Origin of the sequence: Jeongeupia naejangsanensis, assembly GCF_016865585.1 — a bacterium.
GTDB lineage: Bacteria > Pseudomonadota > Gammaproteobacteria > Burkholderiales > Chitinibacteraceae > Jeongeupia > Jeongeupia naejangsanensis.
Genome location: NZ_JAESND010000018.1, coordinates 1 through 15,733 on the forward strand (window position 1 = coordinate 1; position 15,733 = coordinate 15,733).

The 15,733-nt window shown below is 60.2% G+C and carries 13 protein-coding genes and 1 tRNA gene; all 14 read left to right on the forward strand.

What is annotated here, in order from left to right; all coding sequences use genetic code 11:
- Window positions 1-126: EF-Tu C-terminal domain-related protein (locus JMJ54_RS18935; RefSeq protein WP_505744190.1), on the forward strand; the 126-nt coding region annotated here is incomplete at its 5' end.
- Window positions 127-173: 47 nt separating this feature from the next.
- Window positions 174-249: transfer RNA gene (locus tag JMJ54_RS18940), tRNA-Trp, on the forward strand.
- Between the two features lie 68 nt (window positions 250-317).
- A complete protein-coding gene (gene secE / locus JMJ54_RS18945; protein WP_203540098.1) occupies window positions 318-674 on the forward strand; it encodes a preprotein translocase subunit SecE in 357 nt (118 codons plus the stop codon).
- A 17-nt stretch (window positions 675-691) separates the two neighbouring features.
- On the forward strand, window positions 692-1,225 hold the full coding sequence (gene nusG, locus JMJ54_RS18950; protein ID WP_189462466.1) for a transcription termination/antitermination protein NusG: 534 nt from the start codon (window positions 692-694) through the stop codon (window positions 1,223-1,225).
- 84 nt (window positions 1,226-1,309) lie between these two features.
- Entirely contained in the window at window positions 1,310-1,741 is a 432-nt protein-coding gene (rplK, locus tag JMJ54_RS18955; protein ID WP_203540099.1) for a 50S ribosomal protein L11, read from the forward strand.
- A complete protein-coding gene (gene rplA, locus JMJ54_RS18960; RefSeq protein WP_203540100.1) occupies window positions 1,742-2,437 on the forward strand; it encodes a 50S ribosomal protein L1 in 696 nt (231 codons plus the stop codon).
- A 217-nt stretch (window positions 2,438-2,654) separates the two neighbouring features.
- Window positions 2,655-3,182, forward strand: a complete 528-nt coding sequence (gene rplJ / locus JMJ54_RS18965; RefSeq protein ID WP_189462464.1) for a 50S ribosomal protein L10 — start codon at window positions 2,655-2,657, stop codon at window positions 3,180-3,182.
- 51 nt (window positions 3,183-3,233) lie between these two features.
- Complete coding sequence (rplL, locus tag JMJ54_RS18970) at window positions 3,234-3,608, forward strand: 50S ribosomal protein L7/L12 (protein ID WP_189462463.1); 375 nt, start codon at window positions 3,234-3,236, stop codon at window positions 3,606-3,608.
- 196 nt (window positions 3,609-3,804) lie between these two features.
- Window positions 3,805-7,977, forward strand: a complete 4,173-nt coding sequence (gene rpoB, locus JMJ54_RS18975) for a DNA-directed RNA polymerase subunit beta (protein WP_203540101.1) — start codon at window positions 3,805-3,807, stop codon at window positions 7,975-7,977.
- Window positions 7,978-8,044: 67 nt separating this feature from the next.
- A complete protein-coding gene (gene rpoC / locus JMJ54_RS18980) occupies window positions 8,045-12,244 on the forward strand; it encodes a DNA-directed RNA polymerase subunit beta' (RefSeq protein ID WP_203540102.1) in 4,200 nt (1,399 codons plus the stop codon).
- Between the two features lie 191 nt (window positions 12,245-12,435).
- Window positions 12,436-12,807: a 30S ribosomal protein S12 gene (rpsL, locus tag JMJ54_RS18985; RefSeq protein ID WP_070530641.1), complete on the forward strand. Its 372-nt coding sequence runs from the start codon at window positions 12,436-12,438 to the stop codon at window positions 12,805-12,807.
- Window positions 12,808-12,924: 117 nt separating this feature from the next.
- Window positions 12,925-13,395 (forward strand): 30S ribosomal protein S7, encoded by a 471-nt coding sequence (gene rpsG / locus JMJ54_RS18990; RefSeq protein WP_070530643.1) that lies wholly within the window; start codon window positions 12,925-12,927, stop codon window positions 13,393-13,395.
- Between the two features lie 27 nt (window positions 13,396-13,422).
- On the forward strand, window positions 13,423-15,522 hold the full coding sequence (gene fusA / locus JMJ54_RS18995) for an elongation factor G (RefSeq protein ID WP_203540103.1): 2,100 nt from the start codon (window positions 13,423-13,425) through the stop codon (window positions 15,520-15,522).
- Between the two features lie 60 nt (window positions 15,523-15,582).
- Window positions 15,583-15,733, forward strand: a 151-nt coding sequence (locus JMJ54_RS19000; RefSeq protein WP_239000211.1) for a GTP-binding protein, incomplete at its 3' end; no start/stop codon positions are given.

A 15,733-nucleotide genomic window follows, 5' to 3' on the forward strand; every position in this document is an offset into this window, starting at 1 on the left:
GGCGACAACGTTGAAGTCGTCGTGTCGCTGATCGCTCCGATCGCCATGGAACAAGGTCTGCGTTTCGCCATCCGTGAAGGCGGTCGTACCGTCGGCGCTGGTGTCGTTGCCAAGATCATCGAGTAAGTATTTACATAAAGACGCGGTGCTGATATAGTTCCGTGTTTCCCCGTAGGCGAGTAGCTCAATTGGTAGAGCACCGGTCTCCAAAACCGGGGGTTGGGGGTTCGAGACCCTCCTCGCCTGCCACGGTCTAGAGTCAGAGCCGTTTCCGCAGGGAAACGGCTCTGTTTTATTTGCTGTCCGAATCAAGAGTTATGGAAAGCGTCGAAAAAATCAAGGTCGTGGCAGCGTTGCTGCTCGTGGTCGTGGGTATCGCCGGTTACTACATGGTGCCGGCCGACCAAGGTGTGCTGCGCGTGTTGAGCGTGGTGCTGGGATTGGCAATGGCCGGAGCGATGCTCTGGTTCTCTGCGCTTGGGCGTCAGTTTGTCGACTACGCGCGAGACTCGATCAAGGAGGCGCAAAAGGTGGTCTGGCCGTCCCGCAAGGAGACGTGGCAGCTTACCGGTGTCGTTTTCCTGTTCGTGGGCGTGCTGGCTCTCTTTATGTGGGCGGTCGACTCTGGTCTGGCCTGGGTCTTCTATGACCTGGTGCTCGGGCGCGGTAAGTAGGGATAGCGGAGTCATACATGGGAATGCGTTGGTACGTCGTGCATGCGTACTCGGGGTTCGAGAAGAGCGTGCAGAAGGCGTTGAAAGAGCGTATCGAGCGCGCGGACATGCAGCATCTGTTCGGGCAGATTCTCGTGCCGGTGGAAGAGGTTGTCGAGATCAAGGCGGGTCGCAAGGCCCTGACCGAGCGCAAGTTCTTCCCGGGCTATGTGCTTGTTGAAATGGAAATGACCGACGATTCCTGGCATCTGGTCAAGTCGACACCCAAGGTGACCGGCTTTATCGGTGGTGTCGGCAATCGCCCGTCGCCGATTTCGCAGCGCGAAGTCGATGCGATCATGCAGCAGATGCAAGAGGGTGTGGAGAAGCCGCGTCCCAAGGTTCTGTTCGAGGTGGGTGAAGTGTTGCGTGTGACCGATGGTCCGTTCGCAGACTTCAATGCCACAGTTGAGGATGTCGACTACGACAAGAGTCGCCTCAAGGTGTCGGTGCTGATCTTCGGTCGCGCCACGCCGGTCGATGTGGATTTCTCCCAGGTCGAGAAAGTCTGATCTGGTTTTAGTGCCGGGCTTCGGTCCGGTTGTAGTAGGGGAGCGGATGCGAGTCCGCGCTTGACCCATTTCAGGAGTTAAATCGTGGCAAAGAAGATTGTCGGCTACATCAAGCTGCAAGTGCCCGCTGGTAAAGCCAACCCGTCGCCGCCTATCGGCCCGGCACTTGGTCAGCGCGGCCTGAACATCATGGAATTCTGCAAGGCGTTCAACGCCCAGACCCAAGGCATCGAGCCGGGTCTGCCGATTCCGGTTGTGATCACCGCTTTCGCGGACAAGTCCTTCACCTTCGTGATGAAGTCGCCGCCTGCAACCATTCTGCTGAAGAAGGCTGCTGGCATCCAGAAGGGTTCGCCGCGTCCGCATACCGACAAGGTCGGTAAGGTGAGTCGTGCTCAGCTGGAAGAGATCGTGAAGACCAAGCAGGCGGACCTGACTGCTGCTGACCTCGATGCTGCCGTGCGCATCATCGCGGGTTCGGCGCGTTCGATGGGCCTTGAAGTGGAGGGCGTGTAAATGGCTAAGGTTTCCAAGCGTCTCGCCGCTCTGAAGGCTTCGGTTGATCGCAACAAGCTGTACGCCGTTGACGAAGCGATCGCGCTGGTCAAGGGTGCGGCTACCGCCAAGTTCAACGAATCGATCGACGTGTCGGTCAACCTCGGCGTTGACGCGCGCAAGTCGGACCAAGTGGTTCGCGGCTCGGTCGTGCTGCCGAAGGGTACCGGCAAGTCGGTGCGCGTTGCTGTGTTCGCCCAGGGCGCAAACGCAGAAGCCGCCAAGGCTGCTGGTGCTGAAGTCGTCGGTTTCGAAGATCTGGCTGAACAGATCAAGGCCGGCAATCTCGACTTCGACGTCGTGATCGCTTCGCCGGACGCAATGCGTATCGTCGGTCAGCTCGGCCAGATTCTCGGCCCGCGCGGCCTGATGCCGAACCCGAAGGTCGGTACCGTGACCCCGAACGTTGCCGAGGCCGTGAAGAACGCCAAGGCCGGTCAGGTTCAGTACCGTACCGACAAGGGTGGCATCATCCACGCAACCATCGGTCGTGCTTCGTTCGAAGCTGCTGACCTGAAGGTCAACCTGGTTGCGCTGATCGAAGCGCTGCAAAAAGCCAAGCCGGCTTCGAGCAAGGGTGTGTACCTGAAGAAGGTTGCGGTCTCGAGCACGATGGGTGTTGGCGTTCGCGTCGACGCCGGCTCGCTGGCGCAGTAATAAATTTTGGGCCTGCCCCGGTGCTCGCACCGGGGTGGGGTAGTCCAAGACCGTAGGCGCGTTTCGACGCTTAATCGCCGGTTCGCCGGCAGTCTACGCAGACGGTGTGCCCAATCTGGATTTGGCCTGTGGCGTTTGTCACGGGTTTCCTGAAGGAAAGGTCGCCGTTGGGAGGTGTGGCTTTGCCATGCCAAACATCTCGTAATGGAGGTAGACCTTGAGTCTCAATCTCGAAGACAAAAAGGCCGTCGTAGCTGAGATTTCGGCAGTAGTTGCCGGCGCTCAGACCATCGTCGTCGCCGAGTATCGGGGTATCGGGGTTGCCAGCATGACTCTTCTGCGCAAGCAAGCGCGGGAGTCCGGTGTGTACCTGCGCGTTCTGAAGAACACGCTGGCACGCCGTGCGGTCGAAGGTACGCCGTTCGCCGGCCTGGCTGACCAAATGGTCGGTCCGCTGGTTTACGGTATTTCCGAAGACCCGGTTGCTGCAGCCAAGGTGCTGAACACGTTCGCCAAGAAAGACGACAAGATCGTCATCAAGGCCGGTTCGTATGAAGGTCAGGTGTTGGACCAAGCCGGCGTTGCCGCGCTGGCTTCGATCCCGAGCCGCGAAGAGCTGCTGTCCAAGCTGCTCTACGTCATGCAAGCACCGGTGGCTGGCTTCGCCCGTGGCCTCGCCGCGCTGGCAGAGAAGAAGCAAGCTGGCGAATCGGCTCCGGCCGAAGCTGTTCCGGCCGAAGCGTAACCGCTTCCCGATTCATTACCCTTTCGAAAAGATTTTCAGGAGTATTTACAAATGGCTCTGTCCAAAGACGATATCCTCGACGCGGTTGCTGGCCTGACCGTTATGGAACTGAACGACCTGGTGAAGGCGTTCGAAGAGAAGTTCGGCGTTTCGGCTGCTGCTGTTGCCGTTGCTGGCCCGGCTGCTGGTGCTGGTGCTGCTGCTGCAGAAGAGAAGACCGAATTCGACGTGATCCTGACCGGCGCTGGCGCCAACAAGGTTGGCGTGATCAAGGTTGTCCGTGAAGTGACCGGCCTGGGTCTGAAGGAAGCCAAGGATCTGGTCGACGGCGCTCCGAAGCCGCTGAAGGAAGGCATTGCCAAGGCTGATGCTGAAGCCATGGTCAAGAAGCTGGTCGAAGCAGGCGCTACTGCTGAGATGAAGTAATCGCCTTAGCGATTGCTCGAAATAGGCAGGCGGAGGAATCCGCCTGCCATTTTGCGTTTGTTTGACTGCCGTTCTGTAAGCTAAACCTAAAGGATGTTCCTGACGGTTTCGCTCCACAGATGACAAACCGGAAAAATGTTCCCGGAGCGCTTTGCGGTTTGTCTTTTGCGCCCCAATCCATGGAGAGCTTTTGAGTATGAATTACTCGTTCACAGAGAAGAAACGCATTCGTAAGAGTTTTGCGAAGCGGGCGAACGTCTTGGACGTTCCTTTTCTCCTCGCGACCCAGATCAACTCGTACACCGAGTTCCTGCAATTGGGTGTGCCTGTCGCGGAGCGGAATACCAACGGCTTGCAAGCCGCGTTCAGCTCGATTTTCCCGATCGAGTCGCACAACGGCAACGCACGTCTTGAGTTCGTCCACTATGTGCTGGGTGACCCGCCGTTCGACGTGATCGAGTGCCAACAGCGTGGCATTACGTTTGCTGCACCGCTGCGCGCGCGCGTGCGCCTTGTGATCATGGATCGCGAAGCGGCCAAGCCGACGGTGAAGGAAGTCAAGGAACAGGACGTCTATTTCGGCGAAATCCCGCTGATGACCCGGAACGGTTCGTTCGTCATCAACGGTACCGAGCGCGTCATCGTCTCGCAGCTGCACCGCTCGCCGGGCGTGTTCTTCGAGCACGACAAGGGCAAGACCCACAGCTCGGGCAAGCTGCTGTTCTCGGCCCGGATCATTCCGTACCGCGGCTCCTGGCTGGACTTCGAATTCGACCCGAAGGACCTGCTGTTCTTCCGTATCGACCGTCGTCGCAAGATGCCGGTCTCGGTGCTGCTGAAGGCACTGGGCTTCACGCCGGAAGAAATCCTCGAGCGCTTCTACGACACCGACACCTTCACCATCGGTGAAGACGGTCTCGAGATGTCGCTTGTGCCGGAACGCCTGAAGGGTGAAGTTGCCAAGTTCGACATCGTCTCGAGCGACGGCAAGGTACTGGCGCAGAAAGACAAGCGCATTACCGCCAAAACGATCCGCGACATCCAGACTGCCGGCATCACCAAGCTGCCGGTGCCGGTCGACTTCCTGTACGGCCGCATTCTGGCGCACAACGTCGTGCATCCGGAAACCGGTGAAGTGCTGGCGCGTTGCAACGAGGAAATCACCGAAGATCTGGCTGCAAAGCTCGACATCGCCGGCGTGACCGAGATGAAGGTGCTGTACGTCAACGATCTGGATCAGGGCGCGTTCATTTCGCAAAGCCTGCGTTCGGACGACGTGAACGACGAGTACGGCGCGCGCGTGGCGATCTATCGCATGATGCGCCCGGGCGAGCCGCCGACCGAGGATTCGGTCCAGGCCCTGTTCAACGGCCTGTTCTTCTCGGAAGACCGCTACGACCTGTCGGCCGTCGGCCGGATGAAGTTCAATAGCCGCGCCTATCTGGCGCCGCGCGACGAAAAGACGCCGGGCTGGATGCACCAGTTCTATGCCCGCGTTGGCGAAATGGGCCTTGAAGGTGCCGGTACGCTGTCGGTTGACGACATCCTTGCCGTCATCAGCATCCTGGTCGAACTGCGCAACGGCCGTGGCGATGTCGACGACATCGATCACCTCGGCAACCGTCGCGTCCGTTCGGTCGGCGAACTGGCCGAAAACCAGTTCCGTGCCGGTCTGGTTCGCGTCGAGCGCGCCGTCAAGGAGCGCCTGTCGCAAGCGGAATCGGACAACCTGATGCCGCACGACCTGATCAATGCCAAGCCGGTATCGGCCGCGATCAAGGAATTTTTCGGTTCGTCGCAGTTGTCGCAATTCATGGACCAGACCAACCCGCTGTCGGAAATCACCCACAAGCGCCGCGTTTCGGCCCTTGGTCCGGGCGGTCTGACGCGCGAACGCGCTGGCTTCGAAGTCCGCGACGTGCACCCGACCCACTACGGTCGCGTCTGCCCGATCGAAACGCCGGAAGGCCCGAACATCGGTCTGATCAACTCGCTGTCGTGCTACGCCCGCACCAACCATTACGGCTTCCTCGAGACGCCGTACCGCAAGGTGATCGACGGCAAGGCCACCAGCGAGATCGACTACCTGTCGGCCATCGAGGAAGGCAAGTACGTCATTGCGCAGGCCAACGCGCAAACCGACGACGAAGGTCGCCTGATCGACGAAATGGTTACCTGCCGTGAACACGGCGAAACCATCATCGCGACACCGGATCGCGTCCAGTACATGGACGTGGCACCGAGCCAGATCGTCTCGGTCGCAGCTTCGCTGATTCCGTTCCTCGAACACGACGACGCGAACCGCGCACTGATGGGTGCCAACATGCAACGTCAGGCGGTGCCGGTGCTGCGCGCCGAGAAGCCGTTCGTCGGTACCGGTATCGAGCGCACCTGCGCGGTCGACTCGGGTACGGCCGTGGCTGCGCTGCGTGGCGGTATCGTCGACTACGTCGATGCGAACCGTGTCGTGGTTCGTGTGAACGACGACGAGACCCTGCCGGGCGAAACCGGCGTGGACATCTACAACCTCGTCAAATTCACCCGTTCGAACCAGAACACCAACATCAACCAGCGTCCGGTGCTCCGCCGTGGCGACCGCATCACCAAGGGTGACGTGGTGGCCGACGGTGCGTCGACCGACCTGGGCGAAATGGCGCTCGGTCAGAACATGACCATCGCCTTCATGCCGTGGAACGGCTACAACTTCGAAGACTCGATCCTGATCTCCGAAAAGGTTGTTGCCGAAGACCGCTATACCTCGATCCACATCGAGGAACTGTCGGTCATGGCGCGTGACACCAAGCTGGGCCCGGAAGAAATCACCCGCGACATCTCCAACCTGTCCGAACGCATGCTCGGCCGTCTGGACGAGTCGGGCGTGGTCTACATCGGCGCCGAAGTCGAAGCCGGTGACGTCCTCGTCGGCAAGGTGACGCCGAAGGGCGAAACCCAGCTGACGCCGGAAGAGAAGCTGCTGCGCGCGATCTTCGGCGAGAAGGCGTCCGACGTGAAGGACACCTCGCTGCGCGTACCGTCGGGCATGACCGGTACCGTCATCGACGTGCAGGTGTTCACCCGTGAAGGCGTCGAGCGCGACAAGCGCGCCCAGGCGATCATCGACGAGCAACTGCGCCGTCACCGTACCGACCTGAACGACCAGCTGCGCATCGTCGAGAACGACCTGTTCGAACGGATCGAGCGGATGATCGTCGGCAAGGCCGCCAATGGTGGTCCGAAGCGTCTGGCCAAGGGCACCGAGATCAGCCACGACTATCTGGCCGATCTGCCGTCCAAGCACGACTGGTTTGACATCCGCCTGGCCGACGAGGAAAGCGCACGCCAGCTCGAAGCGATGAAGGATCTGATCGCGCAGATGAAGGCCGACTTCGACCTCAAGTTCGAAGACAAGAAGCGCAAGCTCACCCAGGGCGACGAACTGCCGCCGGGCGTGATCAAGATGGTCAAGGTCTATGTTGCGGTGAAGCGTCGTCTGCAGCCGGGCGACAAGATGGCCGGCCGTCACGGTAACAAGGGCGTGGTCTCGAAGATCCTGCCGGTGGAAGACCTGCCGTACATGGCTGACGGTTCGACCGTCGACATCGTGCTGAACCCGCTGGGCGTTCCGTCGCGGATGAACATCGGTCAGATTCTCGAAGTCCACCTCGGTTGGGCTGCAAAGGGGATCGGTCAGCGTATCGATGCGATGCTGCGTGAACAGCGCAATATCGCCGAAATGCGCCAGTACCTGGACCAGATCTACAACTGCGCCGGCCGTCAGGAAGACATCGCCGGTCTGTCGGAAGACGAAGTCGTCCAGCTCGCCAACGGCCTGCGCCGCGGCATGACGTTTGCCAGCCCGGTATTCGACGGTGCCAAGGAAAGCGAAATCCATCAGATGCTGGATCTGGCTTATCCGGACGCAGACGCGCGTACCCAGCTGCTGGACTTCAACAGCAGCAAGACGCAGATGCAGCTGTTCGACGGCCGCACCGGTGAAGCGTTCGAGCGCAAGGTCACCGTCGGCGTGATGCACTACCTGAAGCTGCATCACCTGGTCGATGACAAGATGCACGCGCGTTCGACCGGTCCGTACTCGCTCGTCACCCAGCAGCCGCTGGGTGGTAAGGCGCAGTTCGGTGGCCAGCGTTTCGGTGAAATGGAAGTCTGGGCACTCGAAGCGTACGGCGCGGCGTACACGCTGCAGGAAATGCTGACGGTGAAGTCGGACGATGTGAACGGCCGGACCAAGGTCTACGAAAACATCGTCAAGGGCGATCACCGGATCGACGCCGGCATGCCGGAGTCCTTCAACGTGCTGGTGAAGGAAATCCGTTCGCTGGGTATCGATATCGATCTGGAAACCGAGTGATTGTGTGAGGAGGGGCGGCCTTGTGCCGCCTCGTACCGAACGCCTCACCCTCACAGGAGCTAAATGAATGAAAGGCTTACTCGAACTCTTCAAGCAGGTCGCGCAAGACGAAGAATTTGACGCGATCAAGATCGGGCTCGCATCGCCCGAGAAGATTCGTTCGTGGTCGTTCGGCGAAGTCAAAAAGCCGGAAACGATCAACTACCGTACGTTCAAGCCGGAACGTGACGGCCTGTTCTGCGCGCGCATTTTCGGGCCGATCAAGGACTACGAATGCCTGTGCGGCAAGTACAAGCGCCTCAAGCATCGCGGCGTGATCTGCGAAAAGTGCGGCGTTGAAGTCACGCTGTCCAAGGTGCGTCGCGAACGCATGGGCCACATCGAACTGGCGTCGCCGGTTGCGCACATCTGGTTCCTGAAATCGCTGCCGTCGCGTCTGGGCATGGTGCTCGACATCCCGCTTCGCGATATCGAACGCGTGCTGTACTTCGAAGCCTTCATCGTGGTCGAGCCGGGCATGACCCCGCTGAACCGCGGTCAGCTGCTGACCGAAGAAGACTATTACAACAAGCTCGACGAATACGGCGACGAATTCGTTGCGCTGATGGGCGCCGAAGCCGTACGCGAACTGCTGAAGAATCTCGATAGCGAGAACGAAATCAGCAAGCTGCGTTCGGAACTCGAGTCGACCTCGTCCGACACCAAGATCAAGAAGATCGCCAAGCGCCTGAAGGTGCTCGAGGCCTTCCAGAAGTCCGGCATCAAACCGGAATGGATGGTCATGGAAGTGCTGCCGGTGCTGCCGCCGGAACTGCGTCCGCTGGTGCCGCTGGACGGTGGCCGTTTCGCCACGTCGGACCTGAACGACCTGTATCGCCGCGTCATCAACCGGAACAACCGTCTCAAGCGCCTGCTCGAGCTGCGCGCGCCGGAAATCATCGTCCGCAACGAAAAGCGCATGCTGCAGGAGTCGGTCGACTCGCTGCTGGACAACGGCCGTCGCGGCAAGGCGATGACCGGTGCCAACAAGCGTCCGCTGAAGTCGCTGGCCGACATGATCAAGGGTAAGGGTGGTCGCTTCCGTCAGAACTTGCTGGGTAAGCGCGTCGACTACTCGGGGCGTTCGGTCATTACCGTCGGTCCGTACCTGCGTCTGCATCAGTGCGGCCTGCCGAAGCTGATGGCGCTGGAGCTGTTCAAGCCGTTCATCTTCCACAAGCTCGAAGTGCTGGGCCTCGCGACCACGATCAAGGCAGCAAAGAAGATGGTCGAATCGCAGGAAGCCGTCGTCTGGGACATCCTCGAAGACGTCATCCGCGAACATCCGATCCTGCTGAACCGTGCGCCGACGCTGCACCGTCTGGGTATCCAGGCGTTCGAGCCGGTGCTGATCGAAGGCAAGGCCATCCAGCTGCACCCGCTGGTCTGCGCGGCATTCAACGCCGACTTCGACGGGGACCAGATGGCCGTTCACGTGCCGCTGTCGCTGGAAGCGCAGATGGAAGCCCGCACGCTGATGCTGGCATCGAACAATGTGCTGTCGCCGGCCAACGGCGAGCCGATCATCGTGCCGTCGCAGGATATCGTCCTGGGTCTGTACTACATGACCCGCGAAGCGGTCCGCGCCAAGGGCGAAGGCATGGCGTTCACCGACGTCAAGGAAGTGCTGCGCGCCTACGCCAACAAGTTCGTGACGCTGCAGACGCGCGTGTCGGTGCGCCTGAACGAGTGGGTCAAGGACGAGAACGGCGAATGGCAAGCACAGACGGTGCGTCGCAACACGACCGTCGGCCGCGCGATCCTGTCGGAAATCCTGCCGAAGGGCCTCGATTTCAGCCACATCGACAAGGCGCTGAAGAAGAAGGAAATCGGCAAGCTGATCAATGCCTCGTTCCGCAGCTGCGGTCTGAAGGACACCGTCGTGTTCGCCGACCAGCTGATGTACACCGGTTTCGGTTATTCGACCCGCGGTGGCATCTCGATCTGCGTCGACGACATGCTGGTACCGGCCGCCAAGGCCGAACTGCTGGCTGCCGCCAACGCCGAAGTGCGCGACGTCGAACAGCAGTACAACTCGGGTCTGGTGACCCAGGGCGAACGCTACAACAAGGTCGTCGACATCTGGGGTCGTGCCGGTGAAGACATCGCCAAGGCGATGATGGCCAACCTCGGCAAGCAGCCGGTGCTCGATACCGACGGCAAGGTCGTCAAGGACGAGAACGGCAAGGACCTGATGCAGGACTCGTTCAACTCGATCTACATGATGGCCGACTCGGGCGCGCGGGGTTCCGCAGCGCAGATCCGTCAGCTCGCCGGTATGCGGGGCCTGATGGCCAAGCCGGACGGCTCGATCATCGAGACGCCGATCAAGGCGAACTTCCGCGAAGGCCTGACCGTTCTCGACTACTTCATTTCGACCCACGGTGCCCGTAAGGGTCTGGCGGATACCGCGCTGAAGACCGCGAACTCGGGTTACCTGACCCGTCGTCTGGTCGACGTGACGCAGGATCTGGTCGTGATCGAGGACGATTGCTACACCAAGAACGGCGTGACGATGAAGGCCGTGGTGCAGGGCGGTGACGTGATCGAAGCGCTGCGCGACCGGATTCTCGGCCGTGTTGCCGCGATCGACATCGTCGACCCTAGCAGCCAGGAAACCGTGTTCGAGGCCGGCACGCTGCTGACCGAAGACATCGTCGACCGCATCGACGAAATCGGTGTCGACGAAGTCAAGGTGCGTACGCCGCTGACTTGCGAAACCCGCTATGGCCTGTGCGCCTCGTGCTATGGCCGCGATCTGGGTCGTGGTCACCGCGTCAACGCCGGCGAAGCGGTCGGCGTGATCGCCGCGCAGTCGATTGGTGAGCCGGGTACCCAGCTGACGATGCGTACCTTCCACATCGGTGGTGCCGCGTCGCGAGCTGCTGCAGCAAGCCAGGTCGAATCGAAGTCGAACGGCCGTGTGGCGTTCACCTCGACGATGCGTTATGTCGCCAACAACAAGGGCGAGCTGATCATCATTACCCGTTCGGCCGAAGTGCTGGTGCTGGACGACCAGGGCCGCGAGCGTGAGCGCCACAAGGTGCCGTACGGTGCGACGCTGACCGTCAAGGACGGCGATACCATCAAGGCCGGTACCGTACTGGGTACGTGGGATCCGCACACCCGTCCGATCATCACCGAGTACGAAGGCCAGGTCCGCTTCGAGAACGTCGAAGAAGGCATGACCGTCGTCAAGCAGGTCGATGACGTGACCGGTCTGTCGACCCTCGTCGTGATCAACCCGAAGACCAAGGCCGGTGCCAAGGGCATCCGTCCGCTGGTGAAGCTGCTCGACGAGCAGGGCAAGGAAGTGAAGCTGGCCGGCACCGATACGCCGGTGACCATCGGCTTCCAGCCGGGCGCGATCATTACCGTCAAGGACGGCCAGTCGGTCGGCAAGGGCGATGTGCTGGCGCGGATTCCGCAGGAATCGGCCAAGACCCGCGACATTACCGGTGGTCTGCCGCGCGTGGCCGAGCTGTTCGAAGCCCGTTCGCCGAAGGATGCCGGCATGCTGGCCGAGGTGACCGGTACCGTTTCGTTCGGCAAGGACACCAAGGGCAAGCAGCGCTTGATCATCACCGATCTGGAGGGTTTGGGTCACGAGTACCTGATCCCGAAGGAAAAACACGTGATGGTCCACGACGGTCAGGTCGTGAACCGCGGCGAAACCATCGTCGACGGCCCGATCGATCCGCACGACATCCTGCGTCTGCAGGGTATCGAGGCGCTGGCACGTTACGTCGTCCAGGAAGTGCAGGAGGTCTATCGCCTGCAGGGCGTGAAGATCAACGACAAGCACATCGAGGTGATCGTTCGCCAGATGCTCCGTCGTGTGGTCATCACCAGCAACGGCGACACCGGCTTCATCCCGGGCGAACAGGTCGAGCGTGCGGAAGTGCTGTCGAAGAACGACGAGATGATCGCCGCAGGCAAGCAGCCGGCTGCATACGACAACGTGCTGCTGGGTATCACCAAGGCCTCGCTGTCGACCGACTCGTTCATCTCGGCCGCATCGTTCCAGGAAACCACACGTGTCCTGACCGAAGCCGCCATCATGGGCAAGGTCGACGATCTGCGCGGTCTGAAGGAAAACGTCATCGTCGGCCGTTTGATTCCGGCCGGTACGGGTCTGGCCTACCACCGGTCGCGCAAGCGTCAGGCGCAAGGTCTGGACTCGGCATTCGAAGCGCTCGAAGCCGTTCAGAGCGAAGAAGCACTGTAAGCACAGTACTTCACTTGACGACAAGGGCTTGATTTTCTTAGAATCTCAGGTCCAATCTGGCGACGCTCGGATTTTCCGCGCGTCGCCGGCTTCATTTGGGCATCGCAATCCGCGATGTCCTGTGGTGGCAGGGTGTCCTGCCATCCAAAGTGGGGCCCCGCAAGGGGTGATTAACTCGAAGGATGTAATCAATGCCAACCATCAACCAGCTGGTCCGCAAGGGCCGCGAGAAGGAAGTGGTGAAGAGCAAGGTTCCCGCGCTCGAATCCTGCCCTCAAAAACGTGGCGTGTGCACTCGCGTGTACACCACCACTCCGAAGAAGCCGAACTCCGCGCTGCGTAAAGTCTGCAAGGTTCGCCTGACCAACGGTTTCGAAGTCATTTCGTACATCGGCGGTGAAGGCCACAACCTGCAAGAGCACAGTGTTGTGCTGATCCGCGGCGGTCGTGTCAAGGACTTGCCGGGTGTGCGTTACCACACCGTGCGCGGTTCGCTCGACACCGCTGGCGTCAAGGATCGTAAGCAGTCGCGTTCGAAGTACGGCGCGAAGCGTCCGAAGTAATTTCGGCCGCAGGCGGCGGTGTATCGCTCAAGCGAGACCGTCGAGTAAGTGGTCGTCCTGCTGGGCGGCCGTGGGGTTTGAAGCCCCGACTGAATGTCATATTTAGGATAGAGAATCATGCCAAGACGCAGAGAAGTACCGAAGCGCGACGTCCTGCCGGATCCGAAGTTCGGTTCGCAGGAACTGACCAAGTTCATGAACGTGGTCATGATCGACGGCAAGAAGGCCGTTGCAGAACGTATCGTTTACGGTGCATTCGAACAAATCGAAAAGAAAACCGGCAAGAGCGCGCTCGAAGTGTTCACGACCGCCATCGGCAACGCTAAGCCGATCGTCGAAGTGAAGAGCCGCCGTGTTGGTGGTGCTAACTACCAGGTTCCGGTCGAAGTCCGCCCCAGCCGTCGTTTGGCATTGGCGATGCGCTGGCTGCGTGATGCTGCCCGCAAACGTGGTGAGAAGTCGATGGATCTGCGTCTGGCCGGTGAGCTGCTTGATGCGGCCGAAGGTCGTGGCGGCGCAATGAAGAAGCGTGACGAAGTGCACCGCATGGCCGAAGCCAACAAGGCCTTTGCTCACTTCCGCTTCTAATGCGGCAATCCGTTTAAGGAAACTACCGTGGCTCGTACTACCCCCATTGAGCGCTACCGTAACATCGGTATCTCCGCTCACATCGACGCCGGTAAAACGACGACGACCGAACGCATCCTGTTCTACACCGGTGTTAACCACAAGATCGGTGAAGTGCATGACGGCGCTGCCACCATGGACTGGATGGAGCAGGAGCAGGAACGCGGCATCACCATTACCTCGGCTGCTACCACGACCTTCTGGAAGGGCATGGGCCTGCAGTTCCCGGAACACCGCTTCAACATCATCGACACCCCGGGGCACGTCGACTTCACGATTGAAGTCGAGCGCTCGATGCGTGTCCTTGACGGCGCGTGCATGGTGTACTGCGCGGTCGGTGGCGTTCAGCCGCAGTCGGAAACCGTCTGGCGTCAGGCCAACAAGTACAAGGTTCCGCGTCTGGCCTTCGTGAACAAGATGGACCGTCAAGGTGCCAACTTCTTCCGCGTTGTCGAACAGATGAAGACCCGCCTGAAGGCGAATCCGGTGCCGGTCGTTGTGCCTATCGGTGCAGAAGACAACTTCCAGGGCGTCGTTGACCTCGTGAAGATGCAGGCCATCTTCTGGGACGAAGCGTCGCAAGGCATGAAGTTCGAATATCGCGATATTCCGGAAGACCTGAAGGCGGTCGCTCAGGAATGGCGCGAGAAGATGGTCGAATCCGCTGCCGAAGCATCGGAAGAGCTGATGAACAAGTACCTCGAAGAGGGTGACCTCACCGAGGAAGAGATCGTTGGCGCCATCCGTCAGCGTACCCTTGCTTGCGAAATCCAGCCGATGCTGTGCGGTACCGCGTTCAAGAACAAGGGCGTGCAGCGCATGCTCGACGCCGTCATCGAATTCCTGCCGTCGCCGGTCGACATCCCGCCGGTCAACGGTACCGATGAGAAGGAACAGCCTGCTACCCGTGAAGCTTCGGATAGCGCGCCGTTCTCGTCGCTGGCGTTCAAGCTGATGAACGACCCGTACGTCGGTCAGCTGACCTTCTTCCGTGTTTACTCGGGCGTCGTGAAGCAGGGCGACTCGGTGCTGAACTCGGTCAAGGACAAGAAGGAGCGCGTCGGTCGTATCGTGCAGATGCACGCCAACGACCGTAAGGAAATCGACGAAGTTCACGCAGGTGACATCGCTGCTGCGATCGGCCTGAAGGACGTGACCACCGGCGAAACCCTGTGTGCCCTCGATGCGCCGATCATTCTCGAGCGCATGGTTTTCCCGGAGCCGGTGATTCACGTTGCCGTCGAACCGAAGACCAAGGCCGACCAGGAGAAGATGGGTACTGCCCTGAATCGTCTGGCCAAGGAAGATCCGTCGTTCCGCGTGCGTACCGATGAAGAATCGGGTCAGACCATCATTTCGGGTATGGGCGAGCTCCACCTGGAAATTCTGGTTGACCGTATGCGTCGCGAATTCGGCGTTGAAGCCAACGTCGGCGCACCGCAAGTGGCTTACCGTGAAACCATCACCCGCGTCGCGGAAGATGTCGAAGGCAAGCACGCCAAGCAGTCGGGCGGTAAGGGCCAGTACGGTCATTGCGTGATCACCGTTGAGCCGGCAGGCGAGGGCGCAGGCTACTCGTTCGTCGACGAAATCAAGGGTGGCGTGATTCCGCGCGAATTCATCCCGTCGGTTGACAAGGGTATCCAGGGCACGCTGAAGGCCGGTGTTCTCGCGGGCTTCCCGGTTGTTGACGTCAAGGTTCGCCTGACCTTCGGTTCGTACCACGATGTCGACTCGTCGCAGATCGCATTCGAACTGGCTGGTTCGATCGCGTTCAAGGAAGCCATGCGCCGCGCAGGTGCTGTCATCCTCGAACCGATGATGGCCGTCGAAATCGAAACGCCGGAAGAGTACATGGGCGACATCATGGGCGACCTGTCGTCCCGTCGCGGTATCATCCAGGGTATGGATGACAACCCGGCCGGCGGCAAGATGATCAAGGTCGAAGTGCCGTTGTCGGAAATGTTTGGTTACTCGACCACGCTGCGTTCGATGTCGCAGGGTCGTGCTACGTACTCGATGGAGTTCAAGCACTACTCGCAAGCGCCGAAGCACGTGGCTGACGCGATCCAGGCTAACAAGAAGTAATTGGTTTTGCCCGGCCCCGGTGCCGGGCAACCCCGAATCTCTATTTAAGGAATTAGCGAAATGGCTAAGGGTAAGTTCGAACGTACGAAGCCGCACGTCAACGTCGGCACCATCGGTCACGTTGACCACGGCAAGACCACGCTGACCGCAGCGATCACCACCATCCTGTCGAAGAAGTTTGGCGGCGAAGCCAAAGACTACTCGCAGATCG